The sequence below is a fragment of the Mangrovimonas aestuarii genome (assembly GCF_028767185.1).
Taxonomy (GTDB): domain Bacteria; phylum Bacteroidota; class Bacteroidia; order Flavobacteriales; family Flavobacteriaceae; genus Mangrovimonas_B; species Mangrovimonas_B aestuarii.
Map to the genome: position 1 here is coordinate 59615 of NZ_JARACK010000010.1, position 17863 is coordinate 77477.

The 17863-nt window shown below is 36.2% G+C and carries 19 protein-coding genes; 12 read left to right on the plus strand and 7 right to left on the minus strand.

The features are described 5' to 3' along the window. Positions 1-38 precede the first annotated feature (38 nt). The 3 genes from PWU04_RS12320 to PWU04_RS12330 are packed head-to-tail and all read left to right on the plus strand — an operon-like array spanning position 39 to position 1848. Positions 39-395 (plus strand): hypothetical protein, encoded by a 357-nt coding sequence (locus tag PWU04_RS12320; protein ID WP_274476421.1) that lies wholly within the window; start codon positions 39-41, stop codon positions 393-395. Between the two features lie 35 nt (positions 396-430). Continuing rightward, positions 431-1450 (plus strand): phenylalanine--tRNA ligase subunit alpha, encoded by a 1020-nt coding sequence (gene pheS / locus PWU04_RS12325; RefSeq protein WP_274476422.1) that lies wholly within the window; start codon positions 431-433, stop codon positions 1448-1450. Between the two features lie 2 nt (positions 1451-1452). Further along, positions 1453-1848, plus strand: coding sequence for a hypothetical protein (locus PWU04_RS12330; protein WP_274476423.1), 396 nt, complete (start codon positions 1453-1455; stop codon positions 1846-1848). Between the two features lie 12 nt (positions 1849-1860). Here the strand turns inward: PWU04_RS12330 and PWU04_RS12335 are convergent, their stop codons facing one another. Continuing rightward, positions 1861-2748, minus strand: coding sequence for a MerR family transcriptional regulator (locus tag PWU04_RS12335; RefSeq protein ID WP_274476424.1), 888 nt, complete (start codon positions 2746-2748; stop codon positions 1861-1863). A 168-nt stretch (positions 2749-2916) separates the two neighbouring features. Here PWU04_RS12335 and PWU04_RS12340 point away from each other — a divergent pair, with 168 nt between their 5' ends. From PWU04_RS12340 to PWU04_RS12360, 5 genes are all read left to right on the plus strand, one after another. Beyond that, entirely contained in the window at positions 2917-4395 is a 1479-nt protein-coding gene (locus tag PWU04_RS12340; protein WP_274476425.1) for a fasciclin domain-containing protein, read from the plus strand. Between the two features lie 115 nt (positions 4396-4510). Beyond that, positions 4511-5980 carry a phytoene desaturase family protein gene (locus PWU04_RS12345; protein ID WP_274476426.1) on the plus strand — a complete coding sequence of 490 codons (1470 nt, stop codon included), beginning with the start codon at positions 4511-4513 and terminating at the stop codon, positions 5978-5980. Beyond that, positions 5977-6813 carry a phytoene/squalene synthase family protein gene (locus tag PWU04_RS12350; RefSeq protein ID WP_274476427.1) on the plus strand — a complete coding sequence of 279 codons (837 nt, stop codon included), beginning with the start codon at positions 5977-5979 and terminating at the stop codon, positions 6811-6813. The genes PWU04_RS12345 and PWU04_RS12350 overlap by 4 nt, the downstream gene beginning before the upstream one ends. Positions 6814-6823: 10 nt before the next feature. Continuing rightward, on the plus strand, positions 6824-7285 hold the full coding sequence (locus PWU04_RS12355; protein ID WP_274476428.1) for a sterol desaturase family protein: 462 nt from the start codon (positions 6824-6826) through the stop codon (positions 7283-7285). Then, on the plus strand, positions 7282-7986 hold the full coding sequence (locus PWU04_RS12360) for a lycopene cyclase domain-containing protein (RefSeq protein WP_274476429.1): 705 nt from the start codon (positions 7282-7284) through the stop codon (positions 7984-7986). Before PWU04_RS12355 ends, PWU04_RS12360 begins: the two co-directional genes overlap by 4 nt. Here the strand turns inward: PWU04_RS12360 and PWU04_RS12365 are convergent. Further along, positions 7983-9011, minus strand: a complete 1029-nt coding sequence (locus tag PWU04_RS12365; RefSeq protein ID WP_274476430.1) for a glycosyltransferase family 9 protein — start codon at positions 9009-9011, stop codon at positions 7983-7985. The two genes, PWU04_RS12360 and PWU04_RS12365, sit on opposite strands and share 4 nt — an antisense overlap. A 42-nt stretch (positions 9012-9053) precedes the next feature. Continuing rightward, positions 9054-9662, minus strand: coding sequence for a DUF4254 domain-containing protein (locus PWU04_RS12370; RefSeq protein ID WP_274476431.1), 609 nt, complete (start codon positions 9660-9662; stop codon positions 9054-9056). Positions 9663-9812: 150 nt separating this feature from the next. Here PWU04_RS12370 and upp point away from each other — a divergent pair, with 150 nt between their 5' ends. Further along, a complete protein-coding gene (gene upp / locus PWU04_RS12375) occupies positions 9813-10475 on the plus strand; it encodes a uracil phosphoribosyltransferase (RefSeq protein ID WP_274476432.1) in 663 nt (220 codons plus the stop codon). Here the strand turns inward: upp and PWU04_RS12380 are convergent. Beyond that, a complete protein-coding gene (locus tag PWU04_RS12380; protein WP_274476433.1) occupies positions 10464-11396 on the minus strand; it encodes a DUF6427 family protein in 933 nt (310 codons plus the stop codon). The genes upp and PWU04_RS12380 overlap by 12 nt on opposite strands. A gap of 40 nt (positions 11397-11436) precedes the next feature. On the opposite strand from PWU04_RS12380, the gene PWU04_RS12385 reads away from it, so the two are divergent. Next, on the plus strand, positions 11437-11664 hold the full coding sequence (locus PWU04_RS12385) for a DUF6341 family protein (protein ID WP_274476434.1): 228 nt from the start codon (positions 11437-11439) through the stop codon (positions 11662-11664). Here the strand turns inward: PWU04_RS12385 and purD are convergent. Continuing rightward, positions 11659-12930 carry a phosphoribosylamine--glycine ligase gene (gene purD, locus PWU04_RS12390; protein ID WP_274476435.1) on the minus strand — a complete coding sequence of 424 codons (1272 nt, stop codon included), beginning with the start codon at positions 12928-12930 and terminating at the stop codon, positions 11659-11661. The two genes, PWU04_RS12385 and purD, sit on opposite strands and share 6 nt — an antisense overlap. Positions 12931-13011: 81 nt before the next feature. Here purD and PWU04_RS12395 point away from each other — a divergent pair, with 81 nt between their 5' ends. Together PWU04_RS12395 and PWU04_RS12400 are read left to right on the plus strand one after the other, a co-directional pair. Continuing rightward, a complete protein-coding gene (locus tag PWU04_RS12395) occupies positions 13012-14334 on the plus strand; it encodes a phenylacetate--CoA ligase family protein (RefSeq protein ID WP_274476436.1) in 1323 nt (440 codons plus the stop codon). Next, positions 14331-15497 (plus strand): glycosyltransferase family 4 protein, encoded by a 1167-nt coding sequence (locus PWU04_RS12400; RefSeq protein WP_274476437.1) that lies wholly within the window; start codon positions 14331-14333, stop codon positions 15495-15497. Before PWU04_RS12395 ends, PWU04_RS12400 begins: the two co-directional genes overlap by 4 nt. Here PWU04_RS12400 and PWU04_RS12405 read toward each other — a convergent pair. Beyond that, positions 15494-16852, minus strand: a complete 1359-nt coding sequence (locus PWU04_RS12405) for an undecaprenyl-phosphate glucose phosphotransferase (protein WP_274476438.1) — start codon at positions 16850-16852, stop codon at positions 15494-15496. The two genes, PWU04_RS12400 and PWU04_RS12405, sit on opposite strands and share 4 nt — an antisense overlap. A 9-nt stretch (positions 16853-16861) precedes the next feature. After that, entirely contained in the window at positions 16862-17848 is a 987-nt protein-coding gene (locus tag PWU04_RS12410; protein WP_274476439.1) for a UDP-glucuronic acid decarboxylase family protein, read from the minus strand. Between the last annotated feature and the right edge of the window lie 15 nt (positions 17849-17863).

Genomic DNA, 17863 nt, shown 5'->3' on the forward strand with positions numbered 1-17863 from the left:
GCAACTTGAAAATAAATCCACGAAACTTAGGATACATCATGACGAGAGACGAAAAATTAAAAGAGCGTTGGGGGCTTTTGGTTGAGCGCTTATCGGTTCAGTTTGCCGATGGAGACACCTTAGACCTCGATGCCATTATATATTTAGTTGGCGTGCAAGAACTTGGTCAGTTGCATCGCCGTTTTAAAAAAGACCATAAAGTAGATTTAATGCACATAGCTATTTGCCGACTTCTAGAACCATATGGCTATTACCAGTTTGATTATATTGATGAGGATGGCTGGCCTCACTACAACATTAAAGAAGAGCTGCCACATTTAAAGGCAGGAGAACAGAGTATCCTTATGAAAGAAGCCATTGTAAACTATTTTCTTGAACGGGAGTATATAGAATAAGATTTTTTAAATTTGCACTCATTTTAATTGATGCCATGATAGATAAGATTAAAGAGCTCATAGCTGAAGCCGAAGCATTTAACGGACAAACAAAAGAAGAAGTAGAAGCTTTCCGTATTAAATTCCTTGGAAAAAAAGGATTGCTTAACGACTTTTTTGCAGAATTCAAGAACGTAGCCAACGACCAAAAGAAAGAATACGGTCAGGCTATCAACCAACTGAAGAATGCTGCACAAGATAAAGTTACCGCTTTAAAGGACGCTTTGGAAAGTAAGGAAGAGGCTAAAGGGATTTATGGAGATTTGTCCAGACCTGGTGAGCCTATCGAGATTGGTGCACGTCACCCAATATCTATCGTAAAAAATCAAATCATCGATATCTTTTCCCGCATAGGGTTTAACGTGAGCGAAGGCCCGGAAATCGAAGACGATTGGCACAATTTTACCGCATTGAACCTTCCGGAATACCACCCGGCTAGAGATATGCAGGACACATTCTTTATTCAGACGAATCCGGACGTTCTCTTAAGAACACACACCAGTTCTGTTCAGGTGCGATACATGGAAAACAACAAACCGCCTATTAGAACCATTTCTCCAGGTCGTGTGTATAGGAACGAAGCTATTTCTGCACGTTCTCACTGTTTTTTCCATCAGGTTGAAGGACTTTACATTGATAAGGATGTAAGCTTTGCCGATTTAAAACAAACGTTACAATACTTTACAACAGAGATGTTCGGTAAGAGTAAAATTCGTTTGCGTCCATCGTACTTCCCGTTTACTGAACCTAGTGCCGAAGTAGACGTGTATTGGGGTCTTGAAACCGAAATTGATTACCGAATAACTAAAGGTACCGGTTGGTTGGAAATTATGGGGTGTGGTATGGTAGATCCAAATGTATTGGAAAACTGCGGTATCGACTCCAAAGAATATTCTGGTTTTGCTTTTGGTATGGGTATTGACCGTATTGTAATGTTATTGCATCAAATTGGAGATATCCGTTTGTTAAGTGAAAACGACGTGCGTTTCTTAGAGCAATTTAAAAGCGCCCTTTAATCATGAAAAAGGATATCGAAATCCCAAAAGTTGAAGGTGTATATATGGCGGTAGTACAGGAGTACAACGACATTTATAAAACCAACGATTGGAATGCTTACCTCATCAACGATAATGATGTAGCCCTAGAAATGGTTTTAGTTGTTTCTAAAGGATATGACAGAGACAGAGAAACATCTCTAATGCGCCATAAATTAGAAAAGCTACCACCTAAAAGTTACGCTAAAATTGAGTGGATGCAAGATGATGTACTAGCTCTTAACAACAGCTTTAAGGTTACTTTTTTTGAAGGAGGAAAAATGTACGACAGAAACTTTATCTTCAGCAAAAATACTATTAACGAAAAGGCGTTGAGAAATATTCCACTTATGCATGCAAAAGGAATTTTGGTACAATAAACTTTAGTTTAGCTACCCTACCTCTTTTTTAAAGTTATTGAAAAAGTCAATCAACTGATCGGGCTTTCTTAAATAATAACAAAGGTCGTTTTCTTCGAGAAGATCTTTTAAGTTACTCATACTACCTCCAACTAATAAAGGAAGATTTGTATGATCTATAATAGCCTTTACTTTATCTTGAATGAAACTAGGGTTTGTAATTACAAACATTGTCATCATAACATCTGGCTTGGAAATACTTATAACTTCCTTAAGGTTATCCAATGGCACATTTTGCCCAAGATAGTATGTTTTCCATCCCATCTCCTTTGCAATGTAATAGGCTAGCAATAACCCTATTTCATGTTGCTCTCCCTCTGGCAAAAATAAAACTACCTTTGGGGCATCTTCATTAGGAGTAGGCAAGAAATCAATCGCAGAGAATAACTTTTGCCTGATTAAATTGGATATAAAGTGCTCCTGTGCTGGCATTACCCTTTTAGTTCCCCATAGAACTCCTACCTGATTAAGAAATGGATATATTAGACCTGTGATTGTGTTTAAAAGCCCATTCCTAATTATTTGAGATTTTAATATTTCAAGAAACTTATCCTCATTCATTTCGAGCATACTCCTTACCAAAATATTAACCTCATCATTTTCCAGTGGCCGAACTAAAAGCTCTTCCACTGCATCATGAATTTCGGCTTGACTCATCTTATCTATTTTAGAAACACGAATACCATGCCTATTCAAAACGCCTACATTTATCAACGTACGCAGTTGTTCATCAGAGTAATATCTGATGTTTGTCCCTGTTCGTTCTGGCTTGATAAAAGAATATCTGCTTTCCCATTTCCTCAAAGTATGAGCATTAACTCCAGACAGAGCAGCAACTTGGGCCATAGAATATTTCACCATAATATCAAATTATTAAAGTTGAACCCGTTAATAATTAATTTCTATGAAGTAAAATTAATCAAATTAAAACACAATCAAAAACTCTTGTCTAATTTTAACAATTAAACTATTTGACAAAAAAATAAATTTACGTACATTTGTCTAACAATAACTAAAACACCTTTAGACATGAAAAATTTATTGTACTTATTATCAGCTTTTTGCCTTAGTTTATTTGTGGTCGCATGTAGCGACGACGACGATGGCAATAATGACATTTTTGAACCAACACAAGACATTGTTGAAATAGCTCAGGATACCCCAGAATTAAGCAGTCTGGTAGACGCTCTAATTCAAGCAGACGCCGGATTGGTTGATGTATTATCAGGTGAAGGCCCATATACAGTCTTTGCTCCAGACAATCAAGCCTTTCAAGATCTTTTAGATATTCTTGGAGATGACTACAACAGTATCAGCGACTTCGATACAGCAGACGAAAAAGCCCTACTAGCAGAAGTATTAACTTATCATGTTGTAATGGCAGAGGCCTATTCAAGTGATTTAAGTGATGGACAGAATTTAACAACTGTCCAAGGTGAAAACATATCTATTGTGCTTGACAACGGAGTATATATCGATGATGCCACGGATATGTTTGCTAAGGTAACAGAAGCCAACATCGAAGCAACCAATGGTGTTATACACATTGTAGACAAAGTACTTTTACCCCAATCCGTCTTAGACGCACTAACATTACCAAATATTGTTGAGATAGCACTAGACAATGAAGATCTAAGTAGCTTAGTAGCTGCATTACAGCAAGCAGATGCCGGCTTAGTGGAAGTCTTATCTGGAGAAGGGCCATTTACTGTCTTTGCACCTACCAATCAAGCTTTTCAAAATATCTTAGATGCATTAGGCGACGATTACAATAGTATAAGTGATTTTGATACTGCTGACGAAAAAGCGTTACTAACAGAAATACTAACTTACCATGTGGTACCCAATGCAGCTGCTTATTCTGGTGATTTGAGCAATGGCCAAACTATTGAGACCGCTCAAGGCGAATCAATCGGTATAAACTTAGATGGAGGCGTTTTTATTGACGATGCAACTGATTCTAACGCTCAGGTAACTAATGCAGACATAATGGCTAGTAACGGAGTTATTCACATTGTTGACAAAGTATTGTTGCCTCAAGCTGTACTTGATGCATTAGCCCTACCAAATATTGTTGAATTGGCTTTAGCCAATGAGAATCTAAGCAGCCTAGTTGCAGCGCTACAACAAGCAGATGCAGGGTTGGTTGATTTGCTTTCTGGAGAAGGACCGTTTACCGTGTTCGCCCCAACCAATGATGCTTTTCAGGACTTATTGGATGAGTTAGGAAACGATTACAATAGTATAGAAGATTTTGATACGGCAGAGGAAAAAGCATTATTGGCCAACATCCTGCAATATCATGTAGTTACTGCAGCAGCCTACAGCACAGATCTTAGTAATGGGCAAACAATTACTGCTGCCCAAGGCGGAACTTTAACTGTGGATTTGAGCTCTGGAGTAGCAATTGTGGATGAACAAGGAGGAAACTCTAACGTAATTGCTGCAGATATAGAGGCTAGCAATGGAGTGGTTCATGTAATTGACCGTGTATTACTACCCAATTAATTCTACCTAAACTAATTAATAGTCAAAATGCCTGTTACCGATCTACAATATCCGTTAACAGGCATTTTCGTAACAAAAAATATTTTTCTTAAATTGAAACAATATATCCCTACAAATGAAACCATCTAGCATAGTTATAATTGGCTCAGGATTTTCTTCTCTATCAGCAGCATGCTATCTAGCAAAAGCAGGATACAGTGTCACAGTTCTAGAGAAGAATAAAACTGTTGGAGGTAGAGCAAGGCAATTAAAACACAAGGGTTTCACTTTTGATATGGGCCCTACATTTTACTGGATGCCCGATGTTTTTGAACGATTTTTTAATGATTTCGGAAAAAAACCATCTGACTATTATAAATTAGAAAAACTTGACCCTGCCTATAGGGTATATTTTGAAAAAAAAGAATTTCTAGATATTTCTGGACAATTTGAAGAGATTGTTAAAACTTTTGAATCTATAGAAGAAGGAAGTGGAAATAAATTGAAACGTTTTATAAACAAGGCAGATACCAACTATCAAATTGCCATTAAAGATCTTGTTTATCAACCGGGGCAAAATGTTTTCGAAATTATAAATTTTAAAACCCTCTCAAGAGTCTCTTCCTTTTTCAGAACCATCAAAGGACAGATATCAAATTATGTCACCGATCCAAGGTTAAAAAAAACACTTGAATTCCCAGTCCTTTTTCTTGGAGCAAAACCATCTAAAACTCCTGCGTTCTACAACTTTATGAATTACGCCGATTTTAAACTTGGAACATGGCATCCCATGGGAGGCATGCATCAAGTTATACAGGCAATGGCAAAAATTGCCGAGGGGCTTGGAGTGGAAATCATTACCAATGTTTCTGTAAATAAGTTGCAAACAAACCAAAACAAGGTTTCTTTAGTTTGGACTTCTAAAGGTGGTTATGCTGCAGACATTGTTCTTAGCGGAGCAGACTATCATCACACAGAACGTTTGCTCGAAAAAAAACATAGGCAGTATTCAGACAAATATTGGAAGAATAAAACTTATGCTCCCTCGGCTCTTTTATTTTATGTAGGATTCGACAAAGAAATAAAAAACGTAAAGCACCACACTTTATTCTTTGATTCGGATTTCGATCATCATGCTGCAGCGATATACGATAATCCAGAGTGGCCGGAAAAACCATTATTTTATGCCAGTTTTCCAAGTAAAACAGATTCGTCTTGTGCCCCAATGAATACTGAAGCTGGTATTTTTTTAATCCCTTTAGCTCCTGATTTGGAGGATAGCGATGAGTTACGTGAAAAATATTTTAAGAAAATACTCAATCGTTTAGAATCGCTAACAGACCAAAAATTAGGTAATCATATTCTATTCAAGTTTTCATATGGAATTGCTGACTTTAAGTCTGATTACAATGCCTACAAAGGCAACGCTTACGGACTGGCAAACACCCTGATGCAAACCCATATACTCAGACCCAAGCTAAAGAGCAAAACCCTGAGCAATCTCTATTTCTGTGGACAACTGACAGTTCCAGGTCCTGGTGTCCCCCCCTCTCTAATTTCTGGAAAGTTAGCCAGCCAATTAATTGAAAAATATCACCCTCTATGAAAGCATTATTCGATAGTTCAAGCTTAGCTTGCAGCCAACTTATAACTAACACCTATAGCACTTCCTTTTCACTGGGGATACGTTTATTTGCTCCATCAATAAGACCGGCAATCTATGCTATTTATGGGTTTGTTCGTTATGCTGATGAAATTGTAGATTCGTTTCACGAATACAATCAAGAAGAACTACTAGATGAGTTTGAGAAAGATTACCAGAATGCTTTAAATAGAAAAATAAGTCTAAACCCAATTCTGAATGCCTTTCAGGAAGTTACACATAAGTATGAGCTACAAGAGTATGTAACCCACTTTTTAAAAAGTATGCGTTTTGATTTGCATAAAACAACCTACAGCTCCAAGGAAGAATACGAGGAGTACATCTACGGATCTGCCGATGTTGTAGGCCTTATGTGTCTTAAAGTGTTTGCAAACAATGATACCTTAAAGTTTGAAAAGCTTAAAAAATCGGCATCTCATTTAGGGTCTGCTTTTCAAAAAGTGAATTTTCTCAGAGACCTTAAGCAAGACCAGCAAGAACTCGGCAGAACCTATTTCCCCGACCTGACTGATGGCCATCTCTCTAATGTTACTAAAAAACAAATTATCGAAGAAATCGAATACGACTTTAAAAAAGCCTATCAGGGCATCATTAAACTCCCTTTGGAAAGCAGACTAGGAGTTTATGTTGCATATAAGTACTACCTAAAACTGCTTAAAAAAATTAAGCGAAGCGATTCCAGTAAGGTACTCGAAGGAAGGATTAGAATATCCAATCCCAGAAAATTTGCTATCTTAACGAGCGCCTATATTAGGTACAAGTTCAATATAATTTAAAGGAATAGACATGACTGCTTTGATCTATATTGTAATTACACTATTTACTTTTGTTTTAATGGAAGGCATAACATGGTTAACACACAAATATGTTATGCATGGTTTTTTATGGTATTTGCACAAAGACCATCACCAACCAAATCAACAGAACCGTTTTGAAAAAAACGACAGCTTCTTTTTAATATTCGCAACACCCTGCATAATGTTATGTTTTTTTGGGGTACGACCTAACCTAAACTATTTATTTTTTATTGGTTTAGGCATTTTTATCTATGGCATGGCTTATTTCCTAATCCATGACGTATTGATACACCAAAGGTTTAAATGGTTTAGAAATGTAAAGAACAAGTATCTTTTAGCACTTCGTCGTGCTCATAAAGTACACCATAAACATCTAAAAAGAGAAGATGGTGAGTGTTTTGGAATGTTATTGGTTCCCTTTAAATATTATAGGTTATACCATACGAAATGAAGCCATACACCTATCTAATAATTAATTTAGCCTGTATTGCCATTCCTCTCATAGCTAGCTTTTATCCAAAACATTCATTTTACAAAAACTGGCCCGCTTTTTTTAAAGCTAATATTATTATAAGTGCATTTTTCCTAGTTTGGGATTACTGGTTTACAGAAGCTGGTATTTGGGGGTTTAATTCAGATTATTTAACCGGTATTTATTTTGGAAATTTACCTTTGGAAGAGATACTCTTTTTCATTTGCATCCCATTTGCATGCGTGTTTACGTACTTCGCTTTACTGTATTTACTAAAAACAAATACTTACCTTAAAACCGAAAAGCTTATTACATATGTCCTAATCATTACCTTGCTGTCTCTCGCCATTGTTTATAACAAAAAGTCCTACACTAGCTTAACTTTCATGTTAACTTCTGCTTTCTTACTTTACACAAAACTCTCAAAAGTCAACCTATCTATTTATTATATAAGCTATTTACTCATATTTCCATTTTTCATTTTGAGCAATGGAATACTGACTGGCAGCATTATTGAAGCCCCTATAGTTTGGTATAACGCCAATGAAATTATAGGGCTTCGTCTTTTTACCATCCCAATTGAAGATAGCCTCTATGGCCTATTGCTTATCTTCTCCAATATTTTACTTTTCAACTTCTTCAGAAAAAATCTAAGTAATAAAGTAGAAATTAATTGCTAGCTTTCTTCTAAAACAGCTGTTATTTTTTCAATCACTGTTTCTGGTTTTATACTTCCCGCAGCGGTAAGATAGTGCTCTGGGTATTTATTTCCGTAGATTGATGTTGGAACCAAAGGGTATTCTTTCCTATCGGCGGTTAATTGAAGAGAATCAGGTTGGTTGAATGGCACAAAACCGGCATGAGGGTGAGTTACCCCCCAAATAGTAACAACTTTAACACCGTACATAGCAGCTATATGACCATTACCAGAATCCATTGAAATCATAACATCTAAATTAGAGATAACGTCTAATTCATCCTCAAATGACAGCTTACCTGCTAAATTTACTATATTACTTTTGGAACTGGAAAATTCGTCAAGCAATTTCGTTTCAGCCTGTCCTCCTCCAAACAAAACAATCAAATGGTTTTCTGAAAGCTTCTCAACAACTTTGCGCATCAATTCTAGAGGGTACATTTTAGAAGAAAAAGCTGCAAATGGAGCAATACCTATCCATTTACTATTTTTATGGCCTAACAGTTTTTTAGCCTCTGAACTAAGGTTGGCTTTCTCCGGAAATACAGGTGCTGACAAATCAATTGGGAAACCTAATTTTCCAAATACATCTGCATAACGTTGGTGGGTAGTTTTAAGCTGCTTAAATATTCTTCCTTTGGTAAGATCCTTTTTCTCCTCACGCCCCTTGTCTATTTGAAAAAAAGGCATATTCCCCATAAATCCTTTCAGTATCTTACTCCTAAGAACATTATGCAAATCGGCAACAGCGTCAACCCCTTGCTTTTTTAATGTCTTTGAAAGCCTAAACAACCCAACAACACCTTTGTGCACCCCTTTTACGTCTGCTACAAATACCTCAACATTTGGAAGGTCTTTAAAAAACGGTTTGTAAAAAGCCCTTGTGAGCACCGTTAAATTTACACCTGGATACTGCTTAACAAATGCACGTAAAACAGGTACTGTCATTGCAACATCTCCCATTGCCGACAGACGAATAACAAGAATATGTTTAATGGAGTTAGACATACTTAAAAAAAAGAAAGCACCCCAAAAGGGATGCTATAACTACTATTTTTGTGAACGTAACACAGGGTTTAATTCATCATCGTTGTACATCTTCATTTGTTTATACACTTTCATGTATTTATTACCGCTCTCGATATCTTGTAATAAATCGTCTATTGCAGTGCTCAAATCAACACGTTGCTCTAACAAAACATCCAATTTCTTCTGGCAAGCTGCTACATGCTCAGGAGTAGCGTCTGTTCGCTCCACTTCTTCATTCATATGGTAAATTTTCAACGCTAGGATTGACAAGCGATCGATTGCCCAAGCTGGGCTTTCCGAATTGATTTTTGCATCGCCATTAGCTGAAACATCGGCATATTTCTGTAAAAAATAACTATCAATGTACTCAACCATATCTGTACGATCTTGGTTTGAAGCATCAATTTGACGCTTTAACGTCAAAGCTGCAACAGGATCGATTTGTGGATCACGGATAATGTCTTCGTAATGCCATTGCACGGTATCGATCCAGCACTTTCTATAAAGAAGGTGTGCTAACAAATCTTCCTGTTCACTATAAGCATTAATGAACGGTTGATCCACAGTATTGATTACATGATATTTTTCAATCACTTCTTGAAATATCTTATTGGCTTTACTCGTAAACATATCTATTCAAATTTAAAACGCAAACCTACGCAAAATTATGGACATAGGCCCCATTTTCAATCACTCAGCTGACCATAGGAGGCAGAAAACTAATGGGTCAAATTGTATTTTAATTGGTTAACTTTACTCTAAACCTGAAGTAGACATATTATGCAAATTCACAATTTATCGCTTAACAATTCTATACTAAACAAATTTGTAAGTGAATTAAGGGATTCCAATATTCAAAGGGACCAAATGCGGTTTCGAAGGAATATTGAACGTATTGGAGAGATCATGGCTTATGAGATAAGCAAAACGTTCGGTTATCGCCCCACTAGCATAACAACTCCTTTAGGAAATAGCTCAATAAACCTACCAGAAGATGATGTAGTAATTTGCTCTGTACTTCGAGCCGGAGTCCCCTTGCACAATGGATTATTAAACTATTTTGACACTGCTGAAAGTGCTTTTATTTCTGCTTACAGACATCATAACTCTGAAAACCCAGAAGAGTTCGAGATAATTATTGAATATTTAGCTTGCCCAGACTTAACTGATAAAACGCTTATTCTAGCCGATCCTATGTTAGCAACAGGCCAATCATTAGCTGCCGCTTTCGACGCTTTAAAACCCCATGGAACACCAAAAGCAATGCATTTAGCCTGTGTTATCGGCGCCACTCAAGGAATAGATTATATAAAAAGCCATGTGCCAAGTCAAACCTCTTTGTGGATTGCTGCTGTAGACAATAAGCTTAACAATTATGGATATATTATCCCAGGTCTTGGGGATGCCGGTGATTTAGCTTTTGGAGAAAAACTACAACATTAACACAATAAAAGGAGTTAACAGTAACACTCCAACAAAAACCTCTTTAAACCAGTGATCTTTTATAGACTCAATGTAATTTGCCATGACTATAGACAAGGGCGCAAACAAAAACAACCACTCTCCCCCGTCTTTATTTGGAGACACTAAAGCAATTGCTAAAGCTAAGAGCATTGCAAATGCTACTGTCTTAAACGATGGTTTTACCCCTCTTTTCTTTTTTGTGATATTAACCAAATAAAACAATAACGCCCACATTCCAAACGACAACAATATTGTAATGGAAACTATAAACTGAAAAGTATTATAATGTGTAAAATCAAAATCGGCATCAAGTGTAAACGGAAGAAACTTTTCCCAAAAACCTGATTGTAAAGAAACGTAGGTCAGATACAATACATATACTGCAGCTAAACCAGTAAAAGGGATTATCCAATGTCTCAAACGGTTATCAGAATGCAGTACCAATGCCACAAATATCAATGGAAAGAACAACAAGGCCCAAGGATGAAACAAAGCTGCTACAGCAATCCAAAGTGCAGAATCGAATAACTTTTTCTTAAGATCTATTTGCGATCGAACACTAAGCAATCGTCTTAAGGCAAGAAGAATAAAAAAATTTGACAAGACAACCTTTGTATGAAGCATACTTTGAGGCAAAATCAAAAGAAAAACACTATAGAATAGCACGTCATAGTTATTTTTTTTGGAGAGGTTGTTCTTTATCACCATAAAGCTCAATAGCAAAAGTGATGCATAGCTCACCAAAAAAAGACCTATATGCTTCATTAAAGGCATAACATCAATAGCATCGTGCGAATACTGAGAATACCTTAACATAGCAATTACAAAAGCTACAGTAGCAATTACTAGGGCAAATAAGTAATTGATTGGCTTAGATTTACTAAAAATGCTTGTAATCATTAACTGTTTTTGTATTTTTGCTACGTAAATATACCACACTATGAAAGACTTATTTTACGCAATACAAGATTTATTTGTAAACGTACTTTTCAAGCCTTTAGACGCTATAAGATCTTTAGAACTTGAAAGCTGGTGGGCAGCTAATACCCTTTCTTGGATTTTTATCCTTATCGGATTTGTAGCCTTCCTTTATTGGATGAAGCAATTAAAAATCTTCAACGACAATCAGGAAGACGACAAAACCGTTAGTGCTCATTCGTTCCTATAAGTCGAATCCTATATCTTTACGATAGTACATCTTATCAAAATGTAGCTTTTCTATATTTTGATAAGATTTTTTTATGGCCTCTTGGTATGTATCGCCATATGAGGTAACAGCAATTACACGTCCTCCTGAGGTTATAATCTGACCATCCTTAATAACAGCTCCGGCATGGAAAGGTATAGAACCTTCCATGTTCTCGACACCTGTCATAACTTTTCCTTTTTCGTAAGCTTCTGGATAACCACCAGACACAACCATAACTGTTGTAGCTGCTCTTTTATCTACTTCTATGGATTTACTACCTAACGTTCCATCCCCTACAGCTTTGAACAACTCTACAAGATCGCTTTTTAAACGCGGTAAAACAACTTCTGTTTCAGGGTCCCCCATACGAACATTATATTCTATAACAAGTGGATCATTACCCACTTTAATCAATCCGATAAAGATGAATCCTTTATAAGGTAAATTGTCCTTTTTAAGACCTTCTACAGTTGGCTTAACAATTCGGGTTTCTATCTTCTCTAAGAACTCTTCACTAGCAAATGGCACAGGAGAAACTGCCCCCATTCCACCAGTGTTCAACCCTGTATCTCCTTCACCAATTCGTTTGTAATCTTTTGCTGTTGGTAAAATTTTATAGTCATTTCCATCGGTAAGCACGAAACAACTCAACTCAATACCATCAAGAAACTCTTCAATTACAACCTTGCTACTGGCATCTCCAAACTTAGCATCTACTAACATATTGTTTAATTCAGCTTTAGCCTCTTCAAGGTTATCGATAATCAATACACCTTTACCAGCAGCCAAACCATCTGCTTTTAAAACATAAGGAGGGTTTAACGTTTCAAGGAAAGCATATCCCTGTTCTACTGTATCTTTCGTGAAACTTTGATATGCTGCTGTTGGGATATTATGTCTCGACATGAATGCTTTTGCAAACTCCTTGCTTCCCTCTAATTCAGCTGCGGCTTTTTCTGGTCCAATTACAGTCACATGTTTAAGCGCGTCATCATTTAAAAAGAAATCGTGCACCCCTTGTACCAGAGGATCTTCGGGCCCTACAACAACCATTTCAATTTCCTTTTCAATTACCAAGGATTTAATGGCTTCGAAGTCGGTTACACCAATGGAAACATTTGTTGCTATTTCTGCAGTTCCCGAATTTCCTGGAGCAACATATAACTCGTTGCTCAATGGACTTTTAGCTATTTTCCAAGCAAATGTATGCTCTCGTCCTCCAGATCCTAAAACTAATATATTCATGGTTGTTGTTTTGTGGCAAAAATAATTGCTTTTACGCTTAAAAAATAATTATTTTACCAAAAACCCAGAAGACATATCCCCTTGAACATATTCGATCTGACATTGCGACTAAACGGCTATCCATTAGATGATGCAAAAGTTTTCTTGCAAAAACTGAAAGCAAAAAGAGATGAAGATTTCCTTGGGTTCATTCAACAGCAAAAAAGAGAAATTATTAAATTCCATTTGAATCAAAATCCAATTTACAAATCTTTTGGAAGGGATATTGACCTCAATAATTGGAATTCGGTCCCCGTAATGACCAAAAGGGATTTACAACAACCTTTGACCAATCGCCTTTCAAATGGATACTCCAAGAAAAACATCTATATAAACAAAACGTCAGGCTCTTCCGGTGACCCGTTTGTATTTGCTAAGGACAAGTTTTGCCATGCATTGACTTGGGCTATTATTATGGATCGGTTTTCTTGGTACAATATTGATTTTAACACCTCTAAACAAGCTCGATTTTATGGTATTCCACTAGATAGAGCAGGATATCACAAAGAACGTTTGAAGGACTATATGGGTAATCGATATAGGTTTTCAGTCTTTGACCTTAGCGATCAGGCTTTCGATAAAGTATTGAGTAAATTCAAAGCTTCAAAGTTTGACTATATCAACGGTTACACTAGCCCAATAGTTCAATTTTCTAAGTATTTAAAGAGAAACAACCTTGTTCTAAAAGATATTTGCCCAACTTTAAAATCATGTATAGTCACTTCGGAAATGCTTTTTGAAGACGACAAATTAACCATGGAGAAACAATTTGGTATCCCTGTGATTAACGAATATGGCGCCTCAGAGCTTGATCTTATCGCTTTTCAAACCCCTAATGGAATATGGCAATTAAACAACGAAACTTTATTTGTAGAAGTTTTGGATGAGAACAACAAACCACTTCCCAACGGAGAAGAAGGACGAATAGTTATTACATCCTTGTTCAATAAAGCCCACCCCTTTATCCGTTACGATATTGGTGATCTTGGAATCATTTCAAAAGACAGCACTCCGAGAGTATCAATATTGAAAAAGCTAACCGGAAGAACAAACGACATCGCCATTTTACCTAGCGGTAAAAAAGCGGCAGGACTTACTTTTTATTATGTAACCAAAAGCATTATTGAAGATGAAAGTAACGTCGAGTCATTTGTAATTGAGCAACACAGCAAATCGCAATTCCATATAAAATACACTAGTAAAACTTCCCTTTGTGAAACCAAAGAGCAAAGCATTACGGATGCTATGGAGCGCTATTTGGAAAAAGGGCTGAACATTAGTTTTGAGCGAAAATCAATCTTAGATAGAAATACCAGTGGTAAGTTAAAACAATTTCAATCTTTTATCAACACCGATTCACGATGAAAGAAGTATTGATTATTACAAATTACTACCCCCCAGAAATAGGCGCAGCATCTAACCGCATTCATCATTTAGCAACAGGACTAAAGGACCTTGGCTTTCAAGTCTCCGTGATAACACCATTACCAAACTATCCAAACGGAAAAATACTTCCGGAGTACAAAGCGAAACGAAAAATAATATCTAATGAAAAAAACATAACTGTAATCCGTCTTTGGCTATATGCCAACAATTCTAAAAACAAATTTTTACGTTTATTCGCTATGCTATCGTATAGTTTTAGCTTGCTATGTTATTTTGCCTTTAATTCTATTCCGAAAACAGTAATAATTCAATCACCACCGCTTTTGGTTGCTTTTACCAGCACTTTATTTCTTAGAAAGAAAAACCGAAAGCTCATACTAAATGTTAGCGATCTATGGCCGCAGGCCGGATTGGATTTAGGAGCCCTTAATAAAGGTATTGGATATTCTCTTTTAAAGAAAATTGAAAAATTTAATTATAAAAGAGCCGATTTGGTGTTAGGGCAAAGCCATGAAATATTAGATCACATAAAAAACATCTGTCCGGACAAGTATACCTTTTTATATAGGAATTACCCGAATTTCAACCTTCCAAATCTCAACCACAAACCACAAACCAATAACAAAAAGATAAAAATGGTTTATGCTGGATTGTTAGGTGTTGCTCAAGGCATATTAAAACTCTGCCATGAACTCGATTATACCAATATTGAATTTCATATTTATGGTAATGGAGCAGAAACAATTGGCATTAAAAATTTTATAGCTCAAAACCAACACTTACCTATTAGTTTTCATGGCGAACTCACCCGAAAGAAACTTCACCAAGAACTTTTACAGTACGATTTAACCATAATTCCCTTACTAAACAGAATATACGGGTCGGTACCTTCAAAAATTTTTGAATATGCCCATTTAGGGCTTCCTATGCTTTATTTTGGAGGCGGTGAAGGCGAGTCTATTATTTTAAACAACAAACTTGGATGGATTGCCCCAGAAAAGGATTATGAGCAATTAAACATAATAATAAACAGTATTAAAAAAGAATCTCTTTCAATCGAAAGAAAGAAGACCATAAAAGAAACCGCGAAAGTTAAATTTGATTTTAACAATCAATTATCTCACCTGAAAACACAAGTTTAGTAAGCTTTATCCTCTCCCCTAATTGCATTGCCTATAGTTTGAAGAATAATCTTTAAATCAAAAAGTATAGACCAGTTTTCGACGTAGAAGATATCGTATTTCACACGATTGATAATATCCTTATCCGTTTCTACTTCGCCTCTAAACCCACTTACTTGAGCAAGTCCAGTTATACCTGGTTTTACAAAGTGACGTACCATAAACTTATCGACACTCTTAGCATACATATCGGTATGGCTAACCATATGTGGTCTAGGCCCAACCACAGACATGTCTCCAAACAGTACATTGAAGAACTGAGGTAATTCATCAATACTAGTCTTTCTGATAAACTTACCCACTTTAGTAACCCGTTGATCTCCTCTAGTCACCTGATATAAATGAGCCTCTTCATTAGGCATCATAGACCTATACTTATAACAATTAAACTCTTTATAGTTGAAGCCATTTCTAGATTGTTTAAAAAAAACAGGCCCCTTTGATTCTAACTTAATTAGTATTGCCAATAACGGTGTTAACCATGAAAGCAAAAAAACAATTACAAAACACGAAAAAACAATATCGAAAGCACGTTTAAAAAACTGGTTTACCGGTTCTTCCAAAGGTATGTCACGTAAAGACAATATTGGTATATAGTCGTAATATTCATACTTGAGTTTCTTGGAATAAATTCCTTTATTGTCTGGTAAGAACTTTAATATTTTGAGGTTGTTGTCTGCAAAACTTATCACTTTTTGGAGCTGAGTATTAGAAAGCTCAGAAACAGAACAATAAATTTCATCTATTTTTTCATTCTTGATGAACGTGAAGCAATCATCCAAATCATGTTTATTCTTATCCTTTAAATTAAAAGTTGCTTTATGTGAATATCCATACTCTGGTCTACTTTTAAAAAAGTTCTCTAAGGCAAACGTTTGCTTGTTCTTACCGAAGATTACAGTATTTCTATAGTTTCCACCAAATGACACACGATACTTTTGCAAAAAATAATAGATAGAAAACTTAAAAACAGTAATTATAAAAAAAACGGATAACGTGTAATAAAAAATAACCCTAGGAATCGCTATAACATCATTGTAAAAACCAAAAAAAGCAAATATTATTAGTGCAAACAATCCTGCTTGCTTTAATATTAGCCCAGCTATGGTTACCTCTCTAGAATATCTATACACCTCATAAAATCTGGAGTAAATAGACATGACCACCCAAGCAAAAGAAACAAGCGGAACAAAAACAAACGGGTTAACATCCTTAAAAAAATAAAGCATCGCCAAACCATTGATTGCACATAAGTCAATCAAATAGGAAAATGGTCTTAAATAACCTGAATATCTACCTGCTTTAAATGTGCTCAATTTATTGCTTTACTTTCTTATGTGTTTTGAAAAATCTTTGTGTTCGCTTTTATAAAGCTCTTCTTGGGTTAATTGCTTAAAATAGTTGAAGGTATTAAGCATACCCTCTTCTCTGCCTACTTTAGGCTCCCAACCTAACAGTTCTTTTGCTAGGCCAATATCCGGTTGACGTTGCATAGGGTCGTCTTGAGGTAATGGCTTGTAGATAATTTTCTGATCTGTCCCTGTTAACTTAATAATCTCTTCTGCAAAATCCTTTATGGTAATCTCATGAGGGTTTCCTATATTAACAGGATTAGAATAATCGCTTAACAACAATCTATAGATTCCCTCAACTTGATCGTCAACATAACAAAACGATCGTGTCTGCATACCATCTCCAAAAACAGTTAAATCTTCTCCCCTAAGGGCTTGCCCCATGAAAGCAGGAATCACTCGACCATCATTTAATCGCATTCGAGGACCATAAGTGTTAAATATCCTGACAATTCTTGTTTCCAAGCCATGAAACCTATGGTATGCCATGGTCATCGATTCCTGAAAACGCTTGGCTTCGTCATACACTCCTCTAGGTCCTATAGTATTTACATTGCCATAATAATCTTCGGTTTGCGGATGCACTAAAGGATCACCATAAACTTCAGAAGTAGACGCTATTAGTATTCTTGCATTTTTTGCTTTTGCCAATCCCAATAGATTGTGGGTTCCCAATGACCCCACCTTTAGAGTTTGAATCGGGATTTTTAGATAATCTATGGGACTTGCAGGAGAGGCAAAATGAAGGATATAATCCAAATCACCAGGAATATGAACAAACTTACTTACATCATGATGATAAAACTCAAAATGCTCCAGAGGAAAAAGATGCTCAATGTTTTTTAAATCACCAGTAATAAGGTTATCCATCCCTATTACGTGCATTCCTTCTTTGATAAATCTATCACACAAGTGAGAACCTAAAAACCCTGCTGCTCCAGTAATAAGGACTTTTTTCATAGTAACTTACCTTTA

What these genes read in the sequence shown, in the direction of transcription:
- PWU04_RS12320 (WP_274476421.1), top strand. Translation starts at nt 39, where the DNA reads ATGACGAGAGACGAAAAATTAAAAGAGCGTTGGGGGCTTTTGGTTGAG.
- pheS (WP_274476422.1), top strand. Translation starts at nt 431, where the DNA reads ATGATAGATAAGATTAAAGAGCTCATAGCTGAAGCCGAAGCATTTAAC.
- PWU04_RS12330 (WP_274476423.1), top strand. Translation starts at nt 1,453, where the DNA reads ATGAAAAAGGATATCGAAATCCCAAAAGTTGAAGGTGTATATATGGCG.
- PWU04_RS12335 (WP_274476424.1), bottom strand. Translation starts at nt 2,748, where the DNA reads ATGGTGAAATATTCTATGGCCCAAGTTGCTGCTCTGTCTGGAGTTAAT.
- PWU04_RS12340 (WP_274476425.1), top strand. Translation starts at nt 2,917, where the DNA reads ATGAAAAATTTATTGTACTTATTATCAGCTTTTTGCCTTAGTTTATTT.
- PWU04_RS12345 (WP_274476426.1), top strand. Translation starts at nt 4,511, where the DNA reads ATGAAACCATCTAGCATAGTTATAATTGGCTCAGGATTTTCTTCTCTA.
- PWU04_RS12350 (WP_274476427.1), top strand. Translation starts at nt 5,977, where the DNA reads ATGAAAGCATTATTCGATAGTTCAAGCTTAGCTTGCAGCCAACTTATA.
- PWU04_RS12355 (WP_274476428.1), top strand. Translation starts at nt 6,824, where the DNA reads ATGACTGCTTTGATCTATATTGTAATTACACTATTTACTTTTGTTTTA.
- PWU04_RS12360 (WP_274476429.1), top strand. Translation starts at nt 7,282, where the DNA reads ATGAAGCCATACACCTATCTAATAATTAATTTAGCCTGTATTGCCATT.
- PWU04_RS12365 (WP_274476430.1), bottom strand. Translation starts at nt 9,011, where the DNA reads ATGTCTAACTCCATTAAACATATTCTTGTTATTCGTCTGTCGGCAATG.
- PWU04_RS12370 (WP_274476431.1), bottom strand. Translation starts at nt 9,662, where the DNA reads ATGTTTACGAGTAAAGCCAATAAGATATTTCAAGAAGTGATTGAAAAA.
- upp (WP_274476432.1), top strand. Translation starts at nt 9,813, where the DNA reads ATGCAAATTCACAATTTATCGCTTAACAATTCTATACTAAACAAATTT.
- PWU04_RS12380 (WP_274476433.1), bottom strand. Translation starts at nt 11,396, where the DNA reads ATGATTACAAGCATTTTTAGTAAATCTAAGCCAATCAATTACTTATTT.
- PWU04_RS12385 (WP_274476434.1), top strand. Translation starts at nt 11,437, where the DNA reads ATGAAAGACTTATTTTACGCAATACAAGATTTATTTGTAAACGTACTT.
- purD (WP_274476435.1), bottom strand. Translation starts at nt 12,930, where the DNA reads ATGAATATATTAGTTTTAGGATCTGGAGGACGAGAGCATACATTTGCT.
- PWU04_RS12400 (WP_274476437.1), top strand. Translation starts at nt 14,331, where the DNA reads ATGAAAGAAGTATTGATTATTACAAATTACTACCCCCCAGAAATAGGC.
- PWU04_RS12410 (WP_274476439.1), bottom strand. Translation starts at nt 17,848, where the DNA reads ATGAAAAAAGTCCTTATTACTGGAGCAGCAGGGTTTTTAGGTTCTCAC.